This window comes from Prevotella sp. P6B4 (assembly GCF_000619985.1).
Classification (GTDB): domain Bacteria; phylum Bacteroidota; class Bacteroidia; order Bacteroidales; family Bacteroidaceae; genus Prevotella.
In genome coordinates, this window is sequence record NZ_JHVE01000009.1 from 106,834 (window position 1) to 126,810 (window position 19,977).

At 47.9% G+C, this 19,977-nt stretch carries 9 protein-coding genes; all 9 read left to right on the plus strand.

All coding sequences use genetic code 11. The annotated features are described in order from the left end of the window. The first annotated feature begins 90 nt into the window (after positions 1-90). The 9 genes from T491_RS0107700 (at position 91) to T491_RS16000 (ending at position 19,871) form a co-directional block, all read left to right on the plus strand. On the plus strand, positions 91-1,800 hold the full coding sequence (locus T491_RS0107700) for a hypothetical protein (RefSeq protein ID WP_155950073.1): 1,710 nt from the start codon (positions 91-93) through the stop codon (positions 1,798-1,800). 20 nt (positions 1,801-1,820) lie between these two features. Next, positions 1,821-4,982, plus strand: coding sequence for a TonB-dependent receptor (locus T491_RS0107705; protein WP_051523034.1), 3,162 nt, complete (start codon positions 1,821-1,823; stop codon positions 4,980-4,982). An 18-nt stretch (positions 4,983-5,000) separates the two neighbouring features. Next, positions 5,001-6,956, plus strand: coding sequence for a RagB/SusD family nutrient uptake outer membrane protein (locus tag T491_RS0107710; RefSeq protein WP_028903385.1), 1,956 nt, complete (start codon positions 5,001-5,003; stop codon positions 6,954-6,956). Positions 6,957-6,975: 19 nt separating this feature from the next. Next, positions 6,976-7,746: a DUF3823 domain-containing protein gene (locus T491_RS0107715; RefSeq protein WP_028903386.1), complete on the plus strand. Its 771-nt coding sequence runs from the start codon at positions 6,976-6,978 to the stop codon at positions 7,744-7,746. Then, positions 7,747-9,336: a glycoside hydrolase family 71/99-like protein gene (locus T491_RS0107720; protein ID WP_036915655.1), complete on the plus strand. Its 1,590-nt coding sequence runs from the start codon at positions 7,747-7,749 to the stop codon at positions 9,334-9,336. It abuts the gene before it with no gap. Between the two features lie 40 nt (positions 9,337-9,376). Next, positions 9,377-10,321 carry a family 43 glycosylhydrolase gene (locus T491_RS0107725; RefSeq protein WP_369699750.1) on the plus strand — a complete coding sequence of 315 codons (945 nt, stop codon included), beginning with the start codon at positions 9,377-9,379 and terminating at the stop codon, positions 10,319-10,321. Between the two features lie 1,157 nt (positions 10,322-11,478). Further along, positions 11,479-13,749, plus strand: a complete 2,271-nt coding sequence (locus tag T491_RS0107730) for a GH92 family glycosyl hydrolase (RefSeq protein WP_051523042.1) — start codon at positions 11,479-11,481, stop codon at positions 13,747-13,749. 5 nt (positions 13,750-13,754) lie between these two features. Continuing rightward, positions 13,755-16,994, plus strand: a complete 3,240-nt coding sequence (locus T491_RS15995; RefSeq protein ID WP_081773297.1) for a TIM-barrel domain-containing protein — start codon at positions 13,755-13,757, stop codon at positions 16,992-16,994. Between the two features lie 15 nt (positions 16,995-17,009). Then, positions 17,010-19,871 carry a glycoside hydrolase family 2 protein gene (locus tag T491_RS16000; protein WP_051523037.1) on the plus strand — a complete coding sequence of 954 codons (2,862 nt, stop codon included), beginning with the start codon at positions 17,010-17,012 and terminating at the stop codon, positions 19,869-19,871. Positions 19,872-19,977: the final 106 nt, after the last annotated feature.

The window sequence follows — 19,977 nt, forward strand, 5'->3', positions numbered from 1 at the left end:
GACCATTAAAAAGAACACCATTTGGTCATAATAACTACCTTTGCCAGCGAAATCGACTTTTATCCATTAACTAAATCAAAGCAATCGATTATGAAAAAAAAGTTTTTGAATGCGCTCCTCGTTGGAGCAATGGTGCTAACAGGAACAAGTTTCTCATCCTGTAGTAAAGACAATGATGACCTCGAAACACGCATTACAGCTATCGAGGGTTACTTTAATGAGGCTGTAGGTGCTACGGTCGTAAGTGCTTCTCAGGCAGCTGATGGTTCTTGGACATTGACTATGAGCGATGGTAAGGTGATTACGACACCACCGGCAAAGAGTGGTTCTGAGGTAACTGTAATTGAAAACGAGAACAATTTTATTATTACTGTAAATGGTACTCAGTACGTCATTCCTAAAGCTGCAGCGGCTTGCCAGTTAATCTATAGTCCACAATATGTGGATGGAATGGAAATGTATGATGGTCAGCCTATCTATATTATGTTCCAGATGAGTCCTAAGCTTGCTACACTTGATGGTGCCTATATTGATATACAGGAAGCACATGAGCTGAAGACACGTGGTAGCAACGACTTGTTCAAGGTTATCGATGGTGCCAGTATTAGTGGCGACATGATAACCATTCCTGTTCAGGCAACAGCTGCCGAGGAAGGTAAGTCTTATGCTGTGAATATTGTGATCACACAGAATGGTAAGACCTACATCTCTAATTATTTCCGTATTCAGGTTAATAGTAATAGTTTTGTAGCCGAGGCTCTTGAGGATTATGGCTTTGCCACATCTGTTTCTGATGCGCAGAAGAGCGAGGTAACACAGAGTACCGCAGGTACGGATACCTGGTATTGGACTGCTACTATTCCTGCCGATCTGGTGGATGATTTCAATATGGCGGAGTTCTTTACAGGATTGCCTGAAGGTGTAACGTTCGAGGTTGCAAGTGCCTCTAAGCAGATGAATGATAATGCACGTAAGGCCTATGATGTTCTGAAGAGTAGTCTTGCAGCCAATGGCACATGGTCGTTGGCTGGTCGTCCTGGTTGTGACTTCCCAGAAGGTTTTATGGTAAATGTTCTGGTAGATGGCGTGGTCAAGATGAAGGTTAATTGGATTTTCAATGATCCATTGAAGGAAATCAGTTTCAAAGGTGGTTTCAACAATCTTTCTGAGCATATGGAAATTTGTCCGGAGGACGGCTCTGGCTATTGGGCTCCAGGCGTGAATAGTTGGGATATCCAGAAGGCTTTCTCTGCCGTATTCGATGGCGACGATAGTCAGGTCCCCATGCAGCATGGCGGTGCACAGACATTCCTGCACGAACAATGGGGTAATTATTCTGTTCAACTGAAGGAGCAGGGCGACATCATCTTCCACGATGGAACCCGTTTGGCATTAGGTGATTTGGGACAGAAGTATGCTAAGCATTCTAAGGGCGTCTACTGGTATCTTGGTGGTACTGCTGTCACTTCTTCTAACCGTCGGAATATCGCAGGAAAACCAGAGGATGAAGCAGGTCTGATAGAGCTGTTTGGTGGTAACTGTAATGGTGAGATTATTGGTGGCTGGGACTGGATTCCATATAGCGACTGGCATGATCTGATTGGTATTGATATCAACGATGCTGGCGTGATGACCACTGGCGCTCAATATCCTGGATGGGGTCTCCGCATCCATGCCCGTGCAGCCTTCGAATATGCTTATGGTCAGCGTTATATCGGTGATGGTGATGGTGGTATCGCATTCCTCTTCATTAATCGTCGTGGTGCTGCTGAAGGTGTTGTCGATCCAGCTTCGCGTTAATCATTAATCTCCCATTGCTTATGAGAAGATATATTATTGTCATATTGTGTATGCTTGCTGCATTGTCAGGTTTTGCACAGCAACGTGAGGTGAAGGGCCTTGTGACTGATGCTAACGGTGAACCTGTCATTGGCGCGACCATACGTGTGAATGGTTCGAATAGGGCGACCGTCACTGACATGAATGGCCAATTCAGTATTTTGGCTTCTCCCAAAGAAAAGCTTAAAATCTCTTTTGTAGGTTATCATGATGCGCAGGTTACCGCTTCAAAGAATAGCTTGAGCGTGATGTTACAAGAAGATAGCCACTTGCTCGACGATGTGGTGGTAGTTGGTTATGGTACACAGAAAAAGGCTACTCTTACTGGTGCCGTCGCTTCCATTAACAACAAGGAAATGACTGTCACCAAGAACGAGAATACTGTTAACATGCTCGCTGGTAAGATACCTGGTATCCGAATCACCCAATCCAGTGCGCAGCCTGGTGAATTTAATAGTAAGATTGATATTCGCGGTATGGGAACGCCATTGATTGTGGTCGATGGCATTCCTCGCGACCAGTCCTATTTCTCACGTATGGATGCTAATGAGATTGAGAATGTATCTGTCCTGAAGGATGCATCGGCTGCTATCTATGGCGTACGTGCTGCAAATGGCGTGATTTTGGTTACTACAAAGCACGGAACAGGTGCAAAGAATGGTAAGTTTGATATTACGTTCTCAGCAAACTACGGTTGGCAGTCGTTCCTCTACCTTCCAGAAACGGCCTCTGCTGCAGAACATATCATGCTGTACAATGAGAAGGTTAACAATTCCCTCAGTAATAATACCTATCCTCAACGCTTAGGTAACGGTCTGAAATCGTATAAGGACATGTTCTACTATACCTCGCATGGTATCACCGGTACTAACTGGACTAAGGAAATGTTTGATAATACTTCACCTCAGGAACAGTACAATGTGTCATTGAATGGTAGCTCGCAGAAAATCGACTATTTCTTCAATGTCGGCTATATGAAGCAGATGGGTAGTTATAAGAGTCACTCGATGAATTATAACCGTTGGAACTTCCGTTCGAATGTCGATGCAAGAATTACTGATCGTCTTAAAGCCACAGTTTCACTCAGTGGCTATAAGGACGAGAAGAATCAGCCTTATACGGATATTTGGAGCGTTTATAAAAAAGCATGGACCTATCGTCCTACTGCTTCACCATATTTGAACGGCAACACGGATTATCCTTCTAAGGACCCTGACTTTACAGAAGAGTCTAATCCTGTTACGGAAATTGATTCAGATTACTCAGGTTTCCGACGTGAGCGTCGTTATAATTTTAATGGTGGCTTGACGTTACAGTACGACTTCAAGTATGTAAAAGGTCTGAGTGCCAAGGCATTCTATAGCTATGATTATTATACCACTGATAACCATAACTACCAGAAGGAATATAACCTTTATCGTCTTAACGATTCAGCCAAGGGCATAGATGAGCCAGGAAACTTGGTTTCTCTGCCTCAGAATTCAGGTAAGTCGTATGTGCGCCGTTGGACTGATCCCAGTCATGCTACTGATCTCCAGCTGTCGCTGAATTACGATCGTACCTTTGGTGATCACAAGATCAGCGCCTTGCTACTTTATGAAGAGCAGTATAACACATGGGACAATTTCTCTGCACAGCGTAACATGCTATTATCGACCGAGTACCTCTTTGCTGGTGATACAGATGGTATGGCAGGCTCAAGCTCTGGTATTGGCGATATCACCCGTAAGGCTTGGGTGGGCCGTCTGAATTACGATTATCAGGGAAAGTATCTGGCAGAGTTGGCATTCCGTGAGGATGCCTCTTCTCGCTGGGCTGATGGCGCACGCTGGGGGTTCTTCCCCTCTGTGCTTGTAGGTTGGCGCGCCAGTGAGGAAGGCTTCGTTAAAAAGCTGATACCATTCCTGTCTAACTTAAAATTCCGCTTGTCGTATGGTGAGATGGGAGATGATGGTGCTGCCGGTACTTATCCTCCAACTGTTGTTGGATACAACCTGAATAACGATTATGGTTGGTATTATACTGAGGGAACTCTGACAACAGGTGTCACGCCTACTGCTATCCCTAATCCTGATCTGACATGGTATAAGTCAAAGCTTTACAATGCAGGTATTGATTTCGAACTATGGAACGGACTCCTTGGTGGTACGTTCGAAGTGTTCAAGCGTCAGCGTAGCGGACTTCTCGATCGCTCAAACCGTACTATCCCCGGTACTGTAGGTGCTGATCTGCCGTTGGAAAATATGAATAGTGATATGACTTTCGGTTGGGAAATCAGTCTCTATCATCGAAATCGCATTGGCGAGTTGGGCTATCAGGTCATGGGCCAGATCTCCGCAGCCAAGAACCGTTGGGATAAACGTAACAACAATCAGGGTAGTAACTCAATGAGTAACTGGTACGATGTAAACCGTAGTGGTCGTAACATGGATATTTGGTTCAGTATCGAAGAAGGTGGTCGTTTCAGTAACTATGAGGAAATCCAGCACCATTCAACTATTGGTACCAACTATGGCACAGGCACACTTCCTGGCGATTATTGGTATAAAGACTGGAATGGCGATGGTGTCGTTGATGGAAATGATAATCATCCTGTTGCCACCTTCAATCTGCCAGTATTCAACTACGGCATCTCTTTGTCAGCCGACTGGCGTGGTATCGACCTTTCTATGAACTGGCAGGGTTCGGCAGGTATCTATAATCTGTACGATGAGGTGTTTACTGAGGTTTGTCCGTTCAATGGCGGTGCTGCTCTTGATATCTATCTTGATCGCTGGCATACCAAGAAACTGACTGACGACCCCTGGAATCCTCATACAGAATGGGTGTCGGGCTATTATCCAGCAACAGGTCATAGCTTTAATATTGGTACAACAGGTATTCAGAATACGTCTTACATTCGATTGAAGACCTTGGAACTGGGCTATTCTTTGCCAAAGAAATGGTTAGGAAGAGTTGGTGTGAAAGACCTGCGTGTCTATGTCAATGCCTACAACCTGTTGACAATAACTGGTATTAAGAATATGGACCCAGAGCGTCCTGGCCATCAGGGTGGAGCTAATAATGGTACTGAGAGCAGTATACTTTTCTATAATTATCCTGTGAACCGCTCGTTTAATGTTGGTGCTACGCTTAAGTTCTAATTAAAGAAAGAAAAGAATATGAAGACGATTAAGTATTTAATATTTACAGCATTCATAAGCACGTTAACGATCGCCTGTAACGACTTGGACTTGGAACCTAAAGGTATCTTGGCCGAGAACCTGCTCTTTAAATCGGAGGTGGGAGTGCAGCAATATTTCGCACGTGTTTATAATACATTACCGATAGAGGATTTCAATTACTATCAAGGCGAAGGGTATAAGAAAGAAGGTAATGCTTGGGAAGGTCAGAAAAACAGTCCTTCATCAGTCTGTCTGGAAGGCAATGGTCGTGGAGAAAACATGGATGCCGGCTATTACTGGCCCTATGGAGAAATCCGTTATATCAACACTTTCCTGACAGAGTTCCCTAAATACAAAGAGAACTATACTGAGTCCGATTATGAGGCGCTGATGTCTGAAGGTTACTTTATTCGCGCCTTCTACTATTTCGGTTTGGTTAAGCGTTTTGGTGGTGTACCCTTGATTGATACACCACAGGATCCCAAAGCTGCTCCTGACACATTGAAGGTCGCTCGTAGCACAGAGTATGATACCTACAAGTTTATCTATAACGACTTGAAGTATGCTATGAATCATGGCAGTACGGATAAGAAACGAACCACCCGTGGAACAGCATATGCTGCAGCAGCTCTGATGTCGCGTGTCATGCTCTATGCGGCTTCAAGTGCCAACTACGGTTGGACGGTAGGAACCACTGGTCCTGCAGTCAATGCGGGCTTGATGATTATCCCTCAAGAGCATGCCGAGGAGTTCTATCAGTATGCATATGATGCTTGTAAGTTCCTACATGATGCAGGCTTTAAACTCCATCTGGCTGGTGATGGCGAGACTGCTTTTGTTGAAACCATGGTCAATGATACTGAGGAGGATATCTTTATGAAACGATTTGGCAATGTAACGACACTCGAGGCTGGTGGTAATCGTAATACAGGCTTGTTCCATGGTTGGGATGCTATGGTATTGCCTTTGGGCACAGGCTTGTCATCGAGTGTAGGCTGCGCATTGCAGGGGTGCTGGGAATCGGCAAAGCTGTTTCAGATGCCGGCTATTGCCGACGAAGATGGCAAGCCCATTCGCTTTAATGACCCTTCTGAGTTGTGGGATACTGATGAGATGGAAGGGCGTGCTCGTGCCACCTTCTTCTTCTCAGGTATGACAGAACCTGTGTCTGGCGAGAAGATGGATTTCCGTGCAGGTATTTTCAAGACCTATGGTAGTCATACGCAGGCTGATGGATGTCCTTATGGCGGCAGTAACGACTTCACCAACGAGAACCGTGTTATTGGTGGCGATAACGATATGCTGAATGGCATCCGTGTAAATGGTCGTTATGGTATGGTTACCAATCATGGCGATGAGGGGTGGAACTACATGGGTATTGGTGTGCGTAAATATGTAGGCACCACCACCGGTCGAGGTAAGGAACTGCATCAGAGTTCTACCAACTGGAAAGTGTTCCGTTATGGCGAAGTGCTATGTAACTGGGCTGAGGCTGCCTATGAACTTGGACAGCTGCGTGGCGATGAAAGTCTGAAACAGGAGGCTGTTGCCCATATTAACGAGTTGCATGCTCGTGCTGGCGCTCGTCCTTATGTCTATAAGGCTGATGCTCAAAACGTCAATGAGATGAATGCCGAGCAGTATCCTTATTCCTATAACGTTGATGAGAATCTTCAGTATATTCGTGATGAGCGCGTTCGCGAGCTGTGCTTCGAGAATCAACACTACTGGGATCTGCGTCGTTGGAGAGTATACCACGATCTGTTCCAAAGCACGATTGCTCACTGTCTGTCTTGCTATTATGTGTTGGATGAGGATAAGTATATTTTCCTGCCCGATGAGCCTTCGTTCAACTCTTATCGTCGCACGTTCTACTCCTCGCAGTACTATAAGCAGATTGGTGACGATGAGATTAATAAGAATGATTTGCTGATCCGAAATGATGGATTCTAAATAAAAAAGATAGAAGAATATGAAAAAAGGATATTTTAATCTGATATGTGGTATGACTCTGCTGGGCTTGGTGTCGTGTATGGAGATTGATAACTTCGATGAGCCGGCAGCTTCTGTCAGAGGTAGTATTATCGACTCTACAACAGGACAGCCCTATGAGGGCTGTGTGGGCGATAATCATATCAAAATCTGGGAAAAGAGTTTCAGTACCAATCCAGCTGAACAGGGCCTTCATATCAAGTCTGATGGTACGTATGTCAACAATAAACTCTTTGCAGGTACTTACGATATGTGTCCTGTCGATGGTCCTTGGTTCCCTATTGATACTATCCGTGGGGTACAGATTGGTAATACGAATAATGCCACTCAGGACTTTGTGGTAACGCCTTATATCAAGGTGAAGGATTTCTCTGCAGAGCTTGAGTTGTATCCTGAGGCCACTTACGATACGCTGGTGGTAAGCGGACGCTTGTTTGCTCCCTATCCTAAGGGCTATAATGGTATAGATATGCCACAAGTACGCGAAATACGTCCTTTCGTGAGCAATGTCGAGACCTGTGGCGCTTCCATGTGCATGAGTTACTACTATAGTGATCAATGGCGAGTAAACGTGAGAAAAGGTTGGAGTACCATTGGCAACATGGATACTGGCGAGGGCAACTTGACTTATACTTTCCGCCTACCTGTTAAGCGTGGATACAAGTACTGGGTTCGTATGGGGGTCAACATGAACGACCAGTATAACCACTGGAATTACTCTGAAGTCAAATCGATTGAAATCCCACAGTAAATGATGTTAAGTAAAAGAAAGTTAGTTGTTGCAATGATGGTTGGGGCCTTTACTGGCCTCACCATCATGGCTTGCGGTGGCGGTGGTAACGATGATTATATTCCGCCTGCAGTACAACCGGAAAAACCTGTGAATTCCGATACACCGGATGCAATGTCTGAATATAACAGTCTGGGCGATGATTTCAAGATCCATCAGGACGGTGAGCCGTTTGATACCTACATGGGTTTGGTGATGTGTGGTTATCAGGGGTGGTTTGGTACACCGGGCGATGGCTCGCCTCTCACCACCGTGGCAGCCAACGAAGGGTGGTATCATTATCGCGAGAGTGAGCAGTTCCGTCCAGGCGTACTGCGTAACAGCATCGATTTCTGGCCAGATATGTCGGAATACGAGCATAAGTATGTGGTTGGTGATGGCGATGAGACGGGCTACAGTTCTCCTTTTATACTGCCTGATGGCAGTCATGCTACAGTGTTCAGTTCGTACGACCAACAGACGGTGATGACCCATTTCAAGTGGATGAAACAGTATAACATTGATGGTGCCTTCATGCAGCGTTTTGTAGGTGAGATTATGGATGCTCGTCATAAGGATCATTTCGATGTTGTTCTCAGTCATGCTATGACTGCCTCTAACGAGTACCAGAGAGCCATCGCCGTGATGTACGATATGAGTGGAATCACTACCGATGCCAATATGCGAATCATGGTTGACGATGCACAAAAACTAATGAATGAATATAGTCTGTCTGATCGTTCCAAACAGAAATACTATCTGTATGAGAATGGTAAGCCCATGCTGGCTCTTTGGGGCGCTGGCTTCAATGATAACAACCATCCCAAACCATCGTTCTTGAGAACCTACGTTGAACAGCTTAAGGCTCAGGGTTGGAGTATCATGCTGGGATGTCCTGGCTACTGGCGACAGGGTGGCAACGATTGTGTTAGTGGCTCTGAACATACCGAACTCATCAAACTCATCAAAGAGTGCGATGCTTTTATTCCTTGGTATGTGGGGCGTTATGGGCACGATAATTTTACCAATGCTGATTGGCAGACGCGTATTAAACAGGATATTGCCACTGCCAAGACCTATTCCACAGCCTCTCATCGTGTGGTTTATGCTGAGCATATCTTCCCAGGTGGCAGCGATCGCAATATGCATCCCAACAATGGCAAGGCTAATCCGGATCATACCAATACCGGTTTCCGTTTTGGGGGGCAGTTCTACTGGAACCAGTTTTATTACGACATCAAAAATGGTGCGCAGGCTATCTATGTTGGTATGTTCGATGAGATGGACGAGGGCACAGCCATCTTCAAGCAGCTGAATGTGAGCAAGGTGCCTAGCAATGTAGCCAGTCAGGACTATTATGTCAACTATACCACCGGCGGTAGCTATTCTATGTCGTCCACTCAGCGCACAGGCTCTTCTATCCAGTGGAGCGAGCTGGCCAGTTCGTTGGATATCAGGTTCCAAGGTATCGATGATGATAAGCCTACTGATCACTATCTCTGGTTGACAGGCGAAGGTCGTAAGATGCTGAACGGTCAGACCAAGATGACAAAAGATATTCCTTTACGATAATACAACAGTTATGAAGTTATTCAAGACAACAACAATTCTGATGGCAGCAAGTATGAGTATCAGTCTGCTTGCTTGCAGTTCTTCGCGTGAATCAAAAGAAACAAAGATTGGCGAATTGCCTGCCAATCCATTCGTGACTCATATCTATACAGCCGACCCCTCTGCTCATGTATGGAAGGACGGCCGACTGTACGTCTATCCTTCACACGATGTTGACCCACCCCGTGGTTGCGATCTCATGGACCAGTACCATGTGTTCTCCACTGATGATATGGTCAACTGGAAGGACCATGGCGAAATTCTCAACTCATCGCAGGTGGAGTGGGGGCGTCCGGAGGGTGGCTTTATGTGGGCACCTGATTGCGCCTATAAGAATGGTAAATACTATTTCTACTTCCCGCATCCCAGTGGTAGTGATTGGAATGATACATGGCAAGTAGGCATCGCTGTGAGCGACAAACCAGATTCAGGCTTCCAGCCAGTAGGTTATATCAAGGAGATTACCGACCATTTCGCCATGATCGACCCTTGTGTGTTTGTCGATACCGATGGTACACCCTATTTCTACTATGGTGGTGGCGGCCGTTGCCTGGGCGCAAAGATGAAGGACAATATGGTAGAGTTGGCCGAGCCTCTCCAGGAAATGAAGGGGTTGCAGGATTTCCACGAGGCCACATGGGTGCATAAGCGTGGCGATTGGTATTACCTGTCGTATGCCGACAACCATACAGAGAATGGTCGTGGTGCCAACCGCATGCACTATGCCATGAGCAAATCGCCGCTTGGTCCATGGGATTATAAGGGCATCCTGCTATTGCCTACAGGGTGCGATACTACCCATGGTTCCATCGTCGAATATAAGGGCGAGTGGTTCTTGTTCTATCATAATCAGGCACTGTCAAACCATGGTAACCTCCGTTCCATCTGTGTCGACCGCTTGTCGTATAATGATAATGGAACCATTAAACTTGTTAAACAACATTGATGAATGTATAAGTTAGAGATAGTTATATGTTAGTTAGTTTTGTAGTTTTTCTGATGTTATTCTGTGTCTCTCCTGCGGGAGCAGCAGCGTACACGGGCGGTAAGATGTACAACTCTTATCGTGGTTTAGTCATGGCCGGATACCAGGGGTGGCAGAACACCCCTGGTGACGGCGCTAACCGTGGCTGGCATCACTATCAAGGACGCAATGGTTTTCAGCCAGGTTCAACGAATGTCGATTTCTGGCCCGATGTGTCAGAGTATGAAAAAACATATCCCACCCCGTTTAAGTTCGATGATGGCAGTGTGGCCCAGGTCTATTCGCCTTACGATGCCTCGTCGGTTGATACGCATTTCCATTGGATGCAGACGTATGGGCTCGATGGTGTATTTATGCAACGCTTTGTGGCCGAGATTCGTACCTCCAGTGGTAAACAGCATTTCAATCGCGTGTTGACCTCGGCCATGGCGGCTGCCAATAAGTACGAACGTGCCATTTGCGTGATGTATGATCTGAGTGGTATGAATCCTGGTGAAGAACAGTTGCTGTTGAATGATATCAAGGAACTGTCTGCAATCCATGCGTTGAAGGAACACCAGAAAAACCCCTCTTATCTCTATCACAATGGTCGCCCATTGGTGGCCGTTTGGGGCGTGGGCTTCAACGACCATCGCCGCTACGGCTTGGATGAGGCTCAAACCATCATCAGTGGTCTGAAGGCTCAGGGCTTCAGTGTCATGCTGGGTGTACCCACCCATTGGAGACGCCTTTATGAGGATACCGAGGGCGATGCCCGTCTGCACGAGTTGATTCAGCAGTGCGATATCGTGATGCCGTGGTTTGTTGGTCGCTACGATGAACGCGTCTTTGATACCAGATATCGTCAGCATATCATCGATGATATCGCCTGGGCTAAGGCGCATGGTGTAGATTATGCCCCGCTTTGTTATCCAGGCTTCTCGTGGCATAACATGCACTATCCCCATAAGCCGGCCGTTGAGATACCTCGTAACCGTGGACGTTTCTTTCAGATGCAACTCGATCATGCCATCAATAGTGGTGCAGAGATGATTTACATCGCAATGTTCGACGAGATAGATGAGGGTACGGCCATCTATAAGATAGCTCGGCGTGTACCTGTAGGACAGCCTGGCTCTATGTTCGTACCTTTGGAGGATGGTATCGGCAACGATCATTACCTACGACTGGCAGGACAGGCTGCCCAGCGACTGAAACGCCAAGTCAAGGAGCCTGTCGACTATGTAAACCCCTACATCGGTAATATCAGCCATCTGTTGGTACCTACGTTCCCCACGGTACAATTGCCCAATAGTATGTTGAGGGTCTATCCTCTGCGTGCCGACTATACCTCGGAATATGTATCTGGCTTGCCTATCATTGTGACCAACCATCGTGAACGTTCAGCCTTCAGTCTGCTGCCACAGACAGGTAGCCAGTTGGCGCTAAAGAAACAATATACTTACGATAATGAGATAATTCGTCCTTATGAATTCGCCATTGAACTCGACGACCAGATGTCTGCTCGCTTTGCCGTTAGTCATCAGTCGGCTATCTACGAGGTGAGCTATGATGATGGCATTGCACCCAGTGTGGTTCTTGCTACCGACGATGGTCAGCTCACGGCTTCTGGTCGTGTCATACATGGCTGGCAGCGCGTAGATGGTTCAGTTAGCAACGATACCAAGGTCTATATTTATATGGAGTCACTTGAGCAGCCCACGCAGACCGTCACACTCTCTTCAGAAGGTAGTACCAGTGGTGTGGGGTTCCGTTATCCTCTGTTAACTCAGAAAGTACATCTGCGTTACGGCATCTCTTTTATCAGCGAAGCACAGGCCAAGGCCAACCTGTATCGCGAACAGTCTGGCTTCGATATCGATAGTTTGGCCACTGCAGGTCGTCAGTCATGGAACGATGCCCTTGGACGTATACAGGTGAAAGGGACTTCTGATAATGATCTGACAGTCTTCTATACCGCTTATTATCGCACCTTCGAACGTCCTGTATGTATGAGCGAGGATGGGCGTTATTGGAGTCCCTTCGATGGACAGGTGCATGACGATGGTGGCACGCCGTTCTATAATGACGATTGGATATGGGATACTTATCGGGCTGCCCATCCTTTGCGTACGCTAATGGATCAGTCTGTCGAAGAAAACATCCTGAATTCCTATCTTCTGATGGCCGAACAGATGGGCAACGGATGGTTGCCTACGTTCCCGGAGTTGAATGGCGACTCACGTCGCATGAATTCTAATCATGGTGTTCCCGCACTGGCCGATGCTTTGGCCAAAGGCTTAAGAGTCGATGCGCAGAAGGCTTTCCGTTATTCCCAGAAGGCCATGGAGGAAAAAACCTTGGCGCCATGGTCGGGGGCAAAAGCGGGCTGGATTGATCAGTTCTATCAGGCTCATGGCTATATCCCCGCTCTGAATCCAGGCGAGAAGGAGAACGACCCCAATGTGAATGGTTGGGAGAAACGTCAGCCAGTGGCTGTCACCTTAGGTACCAGTTATGATGCGTTCGCACTCTCAGAGATTGCGAAGCATATAAGTGCAACAGCCAAGAAGAAGGAGCGCCAGCAGTGGTTGCAATTGTCTGAAAAGTATGCTCGTCAGAGTCTGAACTATCGTCATCTGTTTAATGCAGAAACAGGTTTCTTTCATCCGAAGAACAAGGAGGGTGAATTCATTACCCCTCTTGACTATCGATACGATGGCGGTATTGGAGCCCGTCAGTATTATGATGAGAACAATGGTTGGATATATCGTTGGGATGTGCCTCATAATATTGCTGATCTGATTCTGTTGATGGGTGGGCGCCAACAGTTTGTCGCCAATCTGAACCAGACTTTCGCCGAGCCGTTAGGCAAAAGTAAATGCGAGTTCTATGCCATGATGCCCGATCATACAGGCAATATTGGTCAGTTCTCGATGGCCAACGAACCTTCGTTCCATATACCCTATCTGTATAATTATGCCGGTCAGCCTTGGATGACTCAGAAACGTATTCGCCAGTGTCTCCGTACCTGGTTTCGTAATGACCTGATGGGTGTTCCTGGCGACGAGGACGGATCGGGCATGTCGGCTTTTGTGGTGTTCTCGTCTGTAGGTCTCTATCCCGTCACTCCAGGTCTGCCTGTCTACAACATCGGTTCGCCGCTCTTCCCCTCGGCTGTGCTTACGTTGTCAAATGGTCGTACTTTCGAGGTGCGCGCCCATGGGGCTTCGGCTCAGAATAAGTATATCCAGAGTGCCACGTTTAATGGCCAACCTTGGAATCAGCCCTGGCTCAGTCACCAGCAGCTGATGCAGGGTGGGGTGCTCGAACTGCAGATGGGTGCGCATCCTAACAAACAGTGGGGGGCTGCTGAAGATGCTGTACCTCCATCAGCAAAAATCAATTAATCAGCATGAGAAGATATATTATAATGGTATTCGTTCTACTCTTGTGCGTAGGATTCTCATCTGCAAAAATCAAGAGCGAACGAGACGGAATAGCAGTGTTCCATCAGGGACTTTATATTAAGGTGTCGTTTCTGAACGACAGCGTGTTGCATGTCACTAAATCGTACGATGTAAACTATCAGTCGGATAAGCTTGTCGTCGGAGCACAGACCACAACTCTTGCTACGCTCAGACAAGAACAGCGCAAGCAGCATCTGATTCTTTCAACCAGTCGGGTGGTGGTCGATTATCACCAACGCACTGGCATGGTCAGTGTGCGCCGTCCTGATGGCCAGCTGCTCATCAGCGAACAGGCTATGCAGTTCACGCCTTGTCAGGATGGACCGTTCGATGCGTACACTGTCCGTCAGTCTTTTACCCTTGCGCCCAATGAACGTATTTACGGATTGGGCCAGCTACAGAATGGTCGTCTGAACCAGCGTGGTCAGCATATTCGTCTGGTCAACGAGAATATGAAGATATGTATCCCCATGTTCCTGTCTTCAAAGGGCTATGCACTCTATTGGGACAACTATTCGCCCACTGATTTCGACGATGATGCCAAGGGCACTTCTTTTACATCTACAGGCCGTGCTATCGATTATTATGTGCTTGTGGGCAGCGATGCTGTTTCGGCTCAGCGTGCCGTTTTCGGCCTGACCAGTCATATTCCCATGCCTGCACTTTGGAACTTAGGTGTGTGGCAAAGCAGGGAGCGTTATACCAGCAGTCAGGAACTGCTGGGAGCATTAAAACGTCTGCGTAGTCTGCGTGTACCTGTCGATTGCATGGTGCAAGATTGGCAGTACTGGGGCGATAATATGCATTGGAATGCTCAGCGTTTCCTGAATCCGGCCTTTGCCGACTATCGGCAGATGATTGACTCTGTGCATGCGCTCCATGCCAAGCTATTAGTATCTGTCTGGCCTGATTATGGACCAGCCACCGAGCAATACCAGCATCTGCAGTCGTTGGGTAAGCTTTTGCCTGGCAAATCGTTCCCCAACGATGTCGAGTCGCGTGTATACGATGCCTTCGACAGCGATGCGCGTAACTATTACTGGCATCACATGTTCGAGGGATTGCTGCGTCATGGGGTCGATGCCCTCTGGCTCGATTCAACCGAACCCGATTATTCTGGTACCGAGGCCGATCTCGACTTTGTGACAGGTGCTGGTCGCACATGGCGCTCGCTACGTAATGCTTTTCCCTTGGCCACCGTTCTGGGTGTCTATAACCGTCATCGTCAGGAGCCTTTGCTGGCCGATAAGCGTGTCAGCATCCTCACCCGCTCCGGTTTCTTAGGCATGCAGCGTACGGGTGCATTTGTGTGGAGTGGCGATATCGATGCCAACTGGCAGACGTTGGCCCGTCAGATTCCTGCGGCTTTGAGTGCATCTATCAGCGGTCTGCCCTTGTGGAACAGCGATACAGGTGGCTTCTGGGTGCGCGATTACGAGGGCGGCTGTCGGAATCCTGCTTATCGCCGGCTTTTTGCCCGTTGGACGCAGTTCTCCACCTTTACGCCTATGCTACGTTTTCATGGCACGAACACACCACGTGAGATCTGGAACTATGGTACCGAAGGCGATGCCGAGGGTACCTATGATAATATCCTACGATACATCCGGTTGCGTTATCGCCTTCTGCCTTGGCTTTATTCCCAGGTGCATCAGCTAAACACGAAAGGCGAGTTGTTAATGGGTGCCTTGCCTCTTTACTTCCCGCATGATAGCCAGGCTGCAGAGATCATTGACGAATACCTGTTCGGACAGAACTTCCTCGTTGCACCCATGCTATCTGATAAGGCAGATGGCCGTCAGGTCTATCTCCCCTCAGGAAATGATTGGGTGGACTTTTGGACAGGTGAGACATTGAAAGGTGGACAATGGCTGTATAAACAGGCGCCTTATCACGTCATCCCGCTTTATGTCAAAGCTGGCTCCATCATGCCGTGGGGACCAGATGTGCAGTATGCCACCGAGAAGAAGTGGGATGATATGGAGATCAGAGTCTATCCCGGGGCTGATGGTGATTTTACACTCTATGAAGATGCCTTCGACGGCTATGGCTATGAGCAGAGTCAGTCTTCCGAGATCCGTTTCCATTGGGACGACCAGGCACAACAGCTCACGATAGGTGAACGTAACGGGGCGTATCCGGGTATGATACAGCAGCGCACCTTCCGTGTTGTGGTGGTAACTCCGGAACAGCCTTTAGCCGATGGGCGTGCCATGACCGGTAGTCAGATGGTTACATATGATGGCAGGCGCACAACTGTTGATATGTCGGGAAAACAAGTGGCATGCCGTCAGATGGCTGCTAATCCCTTCATCACGCATATCTATACGGCTGACCCGTCAGCTCATGTCTGGGCTGATGGCCGCTTATATGTTTATGCCTCACATGATATCTACCCTGCGCGCGGATGTGATCTGATGGATGCTTATCATGTGTTCTCAACAGATGATATGGTACATTGGATTGACCATGGTGAGATATTGCGTCAAAGCCAGGTGCCTTGGGGACGTAAGGAGGGAGGATGGATGTGGGCACCCGACTGTGCCTATAAGAATGGGAAATACTATTTCTATTTTCCACACCCCAGCGAAACCGAGACCTTTCATAGCTGGAAGATTGGCGTGGCTGTTAGTGACAAACCTGCCAGCGGGTTTAAGGTCGTGGGCTATATCAAGGGGGCGCCTTCTGCCATTGATCCTTGTGTGTTCGTTGATGACAACGGCCAGGCCTATATCTATAACGGCGGTGGAACGGGACCGGATTGCTATGGGGGAAAGTTGAAGGATAATATGGTGGAACTGGATGGGGAGATGAGTCCAATGAAGGGGATAGTCGATTTTCATGAAGCACCTTATGTACATAAATACAATGGCTGGTATTACCTTACTTATGCTGATAACTATGTGGAGAATGGTGTACAGAGAAACCGTTTACGTTATTGCATGAGTCACTCACCCCTTGGGCCATGGGAGTATAAAGGGGTGTATTTGGAACCCACAGACTGTGATACTTCTCATGGCTCTGTGGTAGAGTTCAAAGGGCAATGGTATGCGTTCTATCATTGTTGCACACTGTCCCATCAGGGTAATCTGCGCAGTATTTGTGCCGATCGCCTCTTCTATCATGACGATGGTACAATAGCAACTGTTGTTCAAGGAAAAAGAGAAACAAAACGGATTAAGTAATAGGCATCATTCGAAATGAAATATCTGAAACTGTTATCAGCAGTGCTGCTATTTGCGCTGCCGGCAAAAACACAGAAACTGGTTTATCATCACACCTTTGCACCTACTGAAGGGTGGGTGAACAGGTATGAGAAACCTTATAGGGACGACATCTGTTTGAATGGCTACTGGGATTTCCAACCTGTTGACCTGCCAGCGGAGTTCGTACATGGTAAAGGCGAAGCACCGGCTTTGCCCATGCCACAGCAGAATGCCTGGGAGACCACAAGGATCAAGATACCCTCTCCATGGAACATCAATGATTTCGCCTATAGCGATTTGGAAGGACCTGACCATCGTAATTACCCTTCCTATCCATCAACGTGGAATCAGGTAAAGATGGCATGGATGCGTAAAGTGGTAGAGGTGCCATCCAACTGGCAGTCTAAACAGATTACACTACATTTCGAGGCTGTTGCTGGAGAAACGGTTGTGTTGGTAAATGGTAAGGAGGTAGGAAGGAATTTTGATTTGTTCTTGCCATTCGAGCTTGATGTGACTGACATTGTTGAGCCTGGGCAGCAGGCAGAGATCCTTGTTGGGGTACGTAGCCAGTGGTTGTTTGAGGATGAATCGACTGTCGGACGACGTATCATTCCTGCAGGTTCGATGTGGGGCAATGTCATCAATGGCATCTGGCAGGATGTATATCTGGTGGCTACCCCCAAGGTGCTAGTGAAAGATATCTTTGCCAAACCGCTCCTCTCAAAAGGGCTGTTGGAGTTGGAGGTAACTCTGGAGAATCATACCTCAAAGCGTGCGAAGATAGAACTGTCCGGACAGGTGCGTGAATGGCTGAACCATACTGGGACTGATGTGGATAATGCCCCTGTTCCCAATTGGAGTCTTGGACAAGAAACGTTGACATGTGCGTCAGTGGCTGTCGTCGATGCCAACAGTCAAACAACTCAGACAATTCAGATACCTGTGGATGATGGAACGCTGCGGTCCTGGACACCGGAACAGCCCAATTTATATGCGCTTTTACTCACAATGAAACAAGGAAAACAACTGCTTGATATAAAATATCTGCGGTTTGGTTGGCGTGAGTGGACATTTGATGGTATGCAGTTATGCCTGAATGGCCGGCCTTATTCTTTGAAAAGCGACTCTTGGCATTTCATGGGCATCCCACAGTTGACGCGTCGCTACGCCTGGGCGTGGTACCAGGCGATTAAGGGTATGAATGGCAATGCCGTCCGTCTGCATGCGCAGGTATATCCCCGTCTGTATATGGAGATGGCCGATGAAATGGGTATCTGTGTGCTCGACGAGACGGCTAACTGGGCCAGCGATGGCGGTCCGAAACTCGATTCTGAGTTGTTCTTCGCACACTCTCGTCAGCATCTGCGCCGTTTGGTTGAGCGCGATCGTAACTATCCCAGTGTATTCGGTTGGAGCATCTCTAATGAGAACAAACCTGTCATACTCTATGTCTTTAAGCGCCCCGACCTGTTGCCCCGCCAGAAAGAGGAGTGGGGCGTTTGGCGCGATATCGTTCGAACAGCCGATCCCACTCGCCCGTGGATATCGTCTGATGGCGAGGATGATGGTGATGGCATGTTGCCCGTTACCGTGGGGCATTATGGCGACGACCTGGCCATGCATCACTGGCAGCAGATTGGCAAACCATGGGGCATCGGCGAAACAGGCATGTGCTATTATGGTACGCCTGAGCAAGTGGCTAAACGCAATGGTCAGCGGGCTTACGAAAGTGCCGAAGGACGTATGGAGGGATTGGCCAATGAGTGCTATCATCTGATAAAGAATATGCGTGTGATGGGAGCCGCCTATAGTACCGTATTCAATATGGTGTGGTATGCTCTACAGCCGTTGCCGCTTGGCAAGCGTGATGTCACCAAGGCACCAACGATGACCGATGGCGTGTTTTTCGGTCCTTATGTCGAAGGACTGCCAGGCGTGCAACCAGAGCGAATCGGACCTTATTGCACTACGCTCAATCCTGGCTACGATCCACATCTGCCGCTTTATAAGCCGTGGCCGCTCTATGCTGCGTTGCGGGCAGCCAATGCTCACCCGCAGAGTGCCTGGTCGGCTTATGCCGATGTGGATACGCTGGCCTATATGCATCCTCAGTCGGATATGCCGATAACTCCCCGTGCGGTCTATTATGTAGGCAGTGTCGATAGCTCGCTTAAGCAGTTGCTCGATGCACAAGGAGTGGTTTATGCCCAGAAGGCTGCTAAGTCATTGGTAATTATTGATGCCAGTAAGCCCATGCCAGCCGCTGTTGTTAAGCAGATATCTCAAGCTGCTGATGTCTGGCTTTGGGGAATCACCCCCGAGACGGTAAAGAGTTATCAGCCATTGCTGTCGACGCAGAACGGCCGCACACTAACGCTTGCCTTCGACAGTTTGAGACGATCGTCGTTTCTGCCCGAAAACCGCTCGTGGTTGAGTGGACTGCAGAATAGCGATTTCTATTTCTGTGAGGTCCAGCAGACCGATGCGGCTGAGTACACCATGAAGGGAAGCTTTGTAGATGAGGGTGAGGTGCTGTTGAATGCCTGCAAGACAGATTGGCGTAGCTGGAACCTGCGACCAGAGGAACTCAAAACAGCTGCCTTGCTACGCTCAGAAACCGAGTGTACTGCCACTTTGCCTGTCTTCGTTAAGCACGGCCATATTTATGTCAGTACGCTCGTTAATTTTGCGGATTCCAAGAAAGGCTTTGATACTCTTTCGGCCATTTTGCGCCATGCAGGGGTTAAAGCCAATAAACAAACTGGTGAACTTGAGTACCGGAATACAAAACGTAGTACCGATAATTTGCTCCTTGATCCCTCTGTTGATACTTCGAAAAAGACTTCAAATTAATTCCTCCACCCGAATCGAGCATCCATCACTCCCCCTATACCCTAAGACTATCCCCGCGATAGTATGATACTAAAGGGATGATAGTATCATACTAAAGGGGGGATAG

Bases quoted from the DNA above. Each gene is read 5' to 3' on its own strand.
- T491_RS0107720 (WP_036915655.1), top strand. From the start codon at position 7,747: ATGATGTTAAGTAAAAGAAAGTTAGTTGTTGCAATGATGGTTGGGGCC.
- T491_RS0107725 (WP_369699750.1), top strand. From the start codon at position 9,377: ATGGCAGCAAGTATGAGTATCAGTCTGCTTGCTTGCAGTTCTTCGCGT.
- T491_RS0107730 (WP_051523042.1), top strand. From the start codon at position 11,479: ATGTTCGTACCTTTGGAGGATGGTATCGGCAACGATCATTACCTACGA.
- T491_RS0107705 (WP_051523034.1), top strand. From the start codon at position 1,821: ATGAGAAGATATATTATTGTCATATTGTGTATGCTTGCTGCATTGTCA.
- T491_RS0107700 (WP_155950073.1), top strand. From the start codon at position 91: ATGAAAAAAAAGTTTTTGAATGCGCTCCTCGTTGGAGCAATGGTGCTA.
- T491_RS0107715 (WP_028903386.1), top strand. From the start codon at position 6,976: ATGAAAAAAGGATATTTTAATCTGATATGTGGTATGACTCTGCTGGGC.
- T491_RS0107710 (WP_028903385.1), top strand. From the start codon at position 5,001: ATGAAGACGATTAAGTATTTAATATTTACAGCATTCATAAGCACGTTA.
- T491_RS15995 (WP_081773297.1), top strand. From the start codon at position 13,755: ATGAGAAGATATATTATAATGGTATTCGTTCTACTCTTGTGCGTAGGA.
- T491_RS16000 (WP_051523037.1), top strand. From the start codon at position 17,010: ATGAAATATCTGAAACTGTTATCAGCAGTGCTGCTATTTGCGCTGCCG.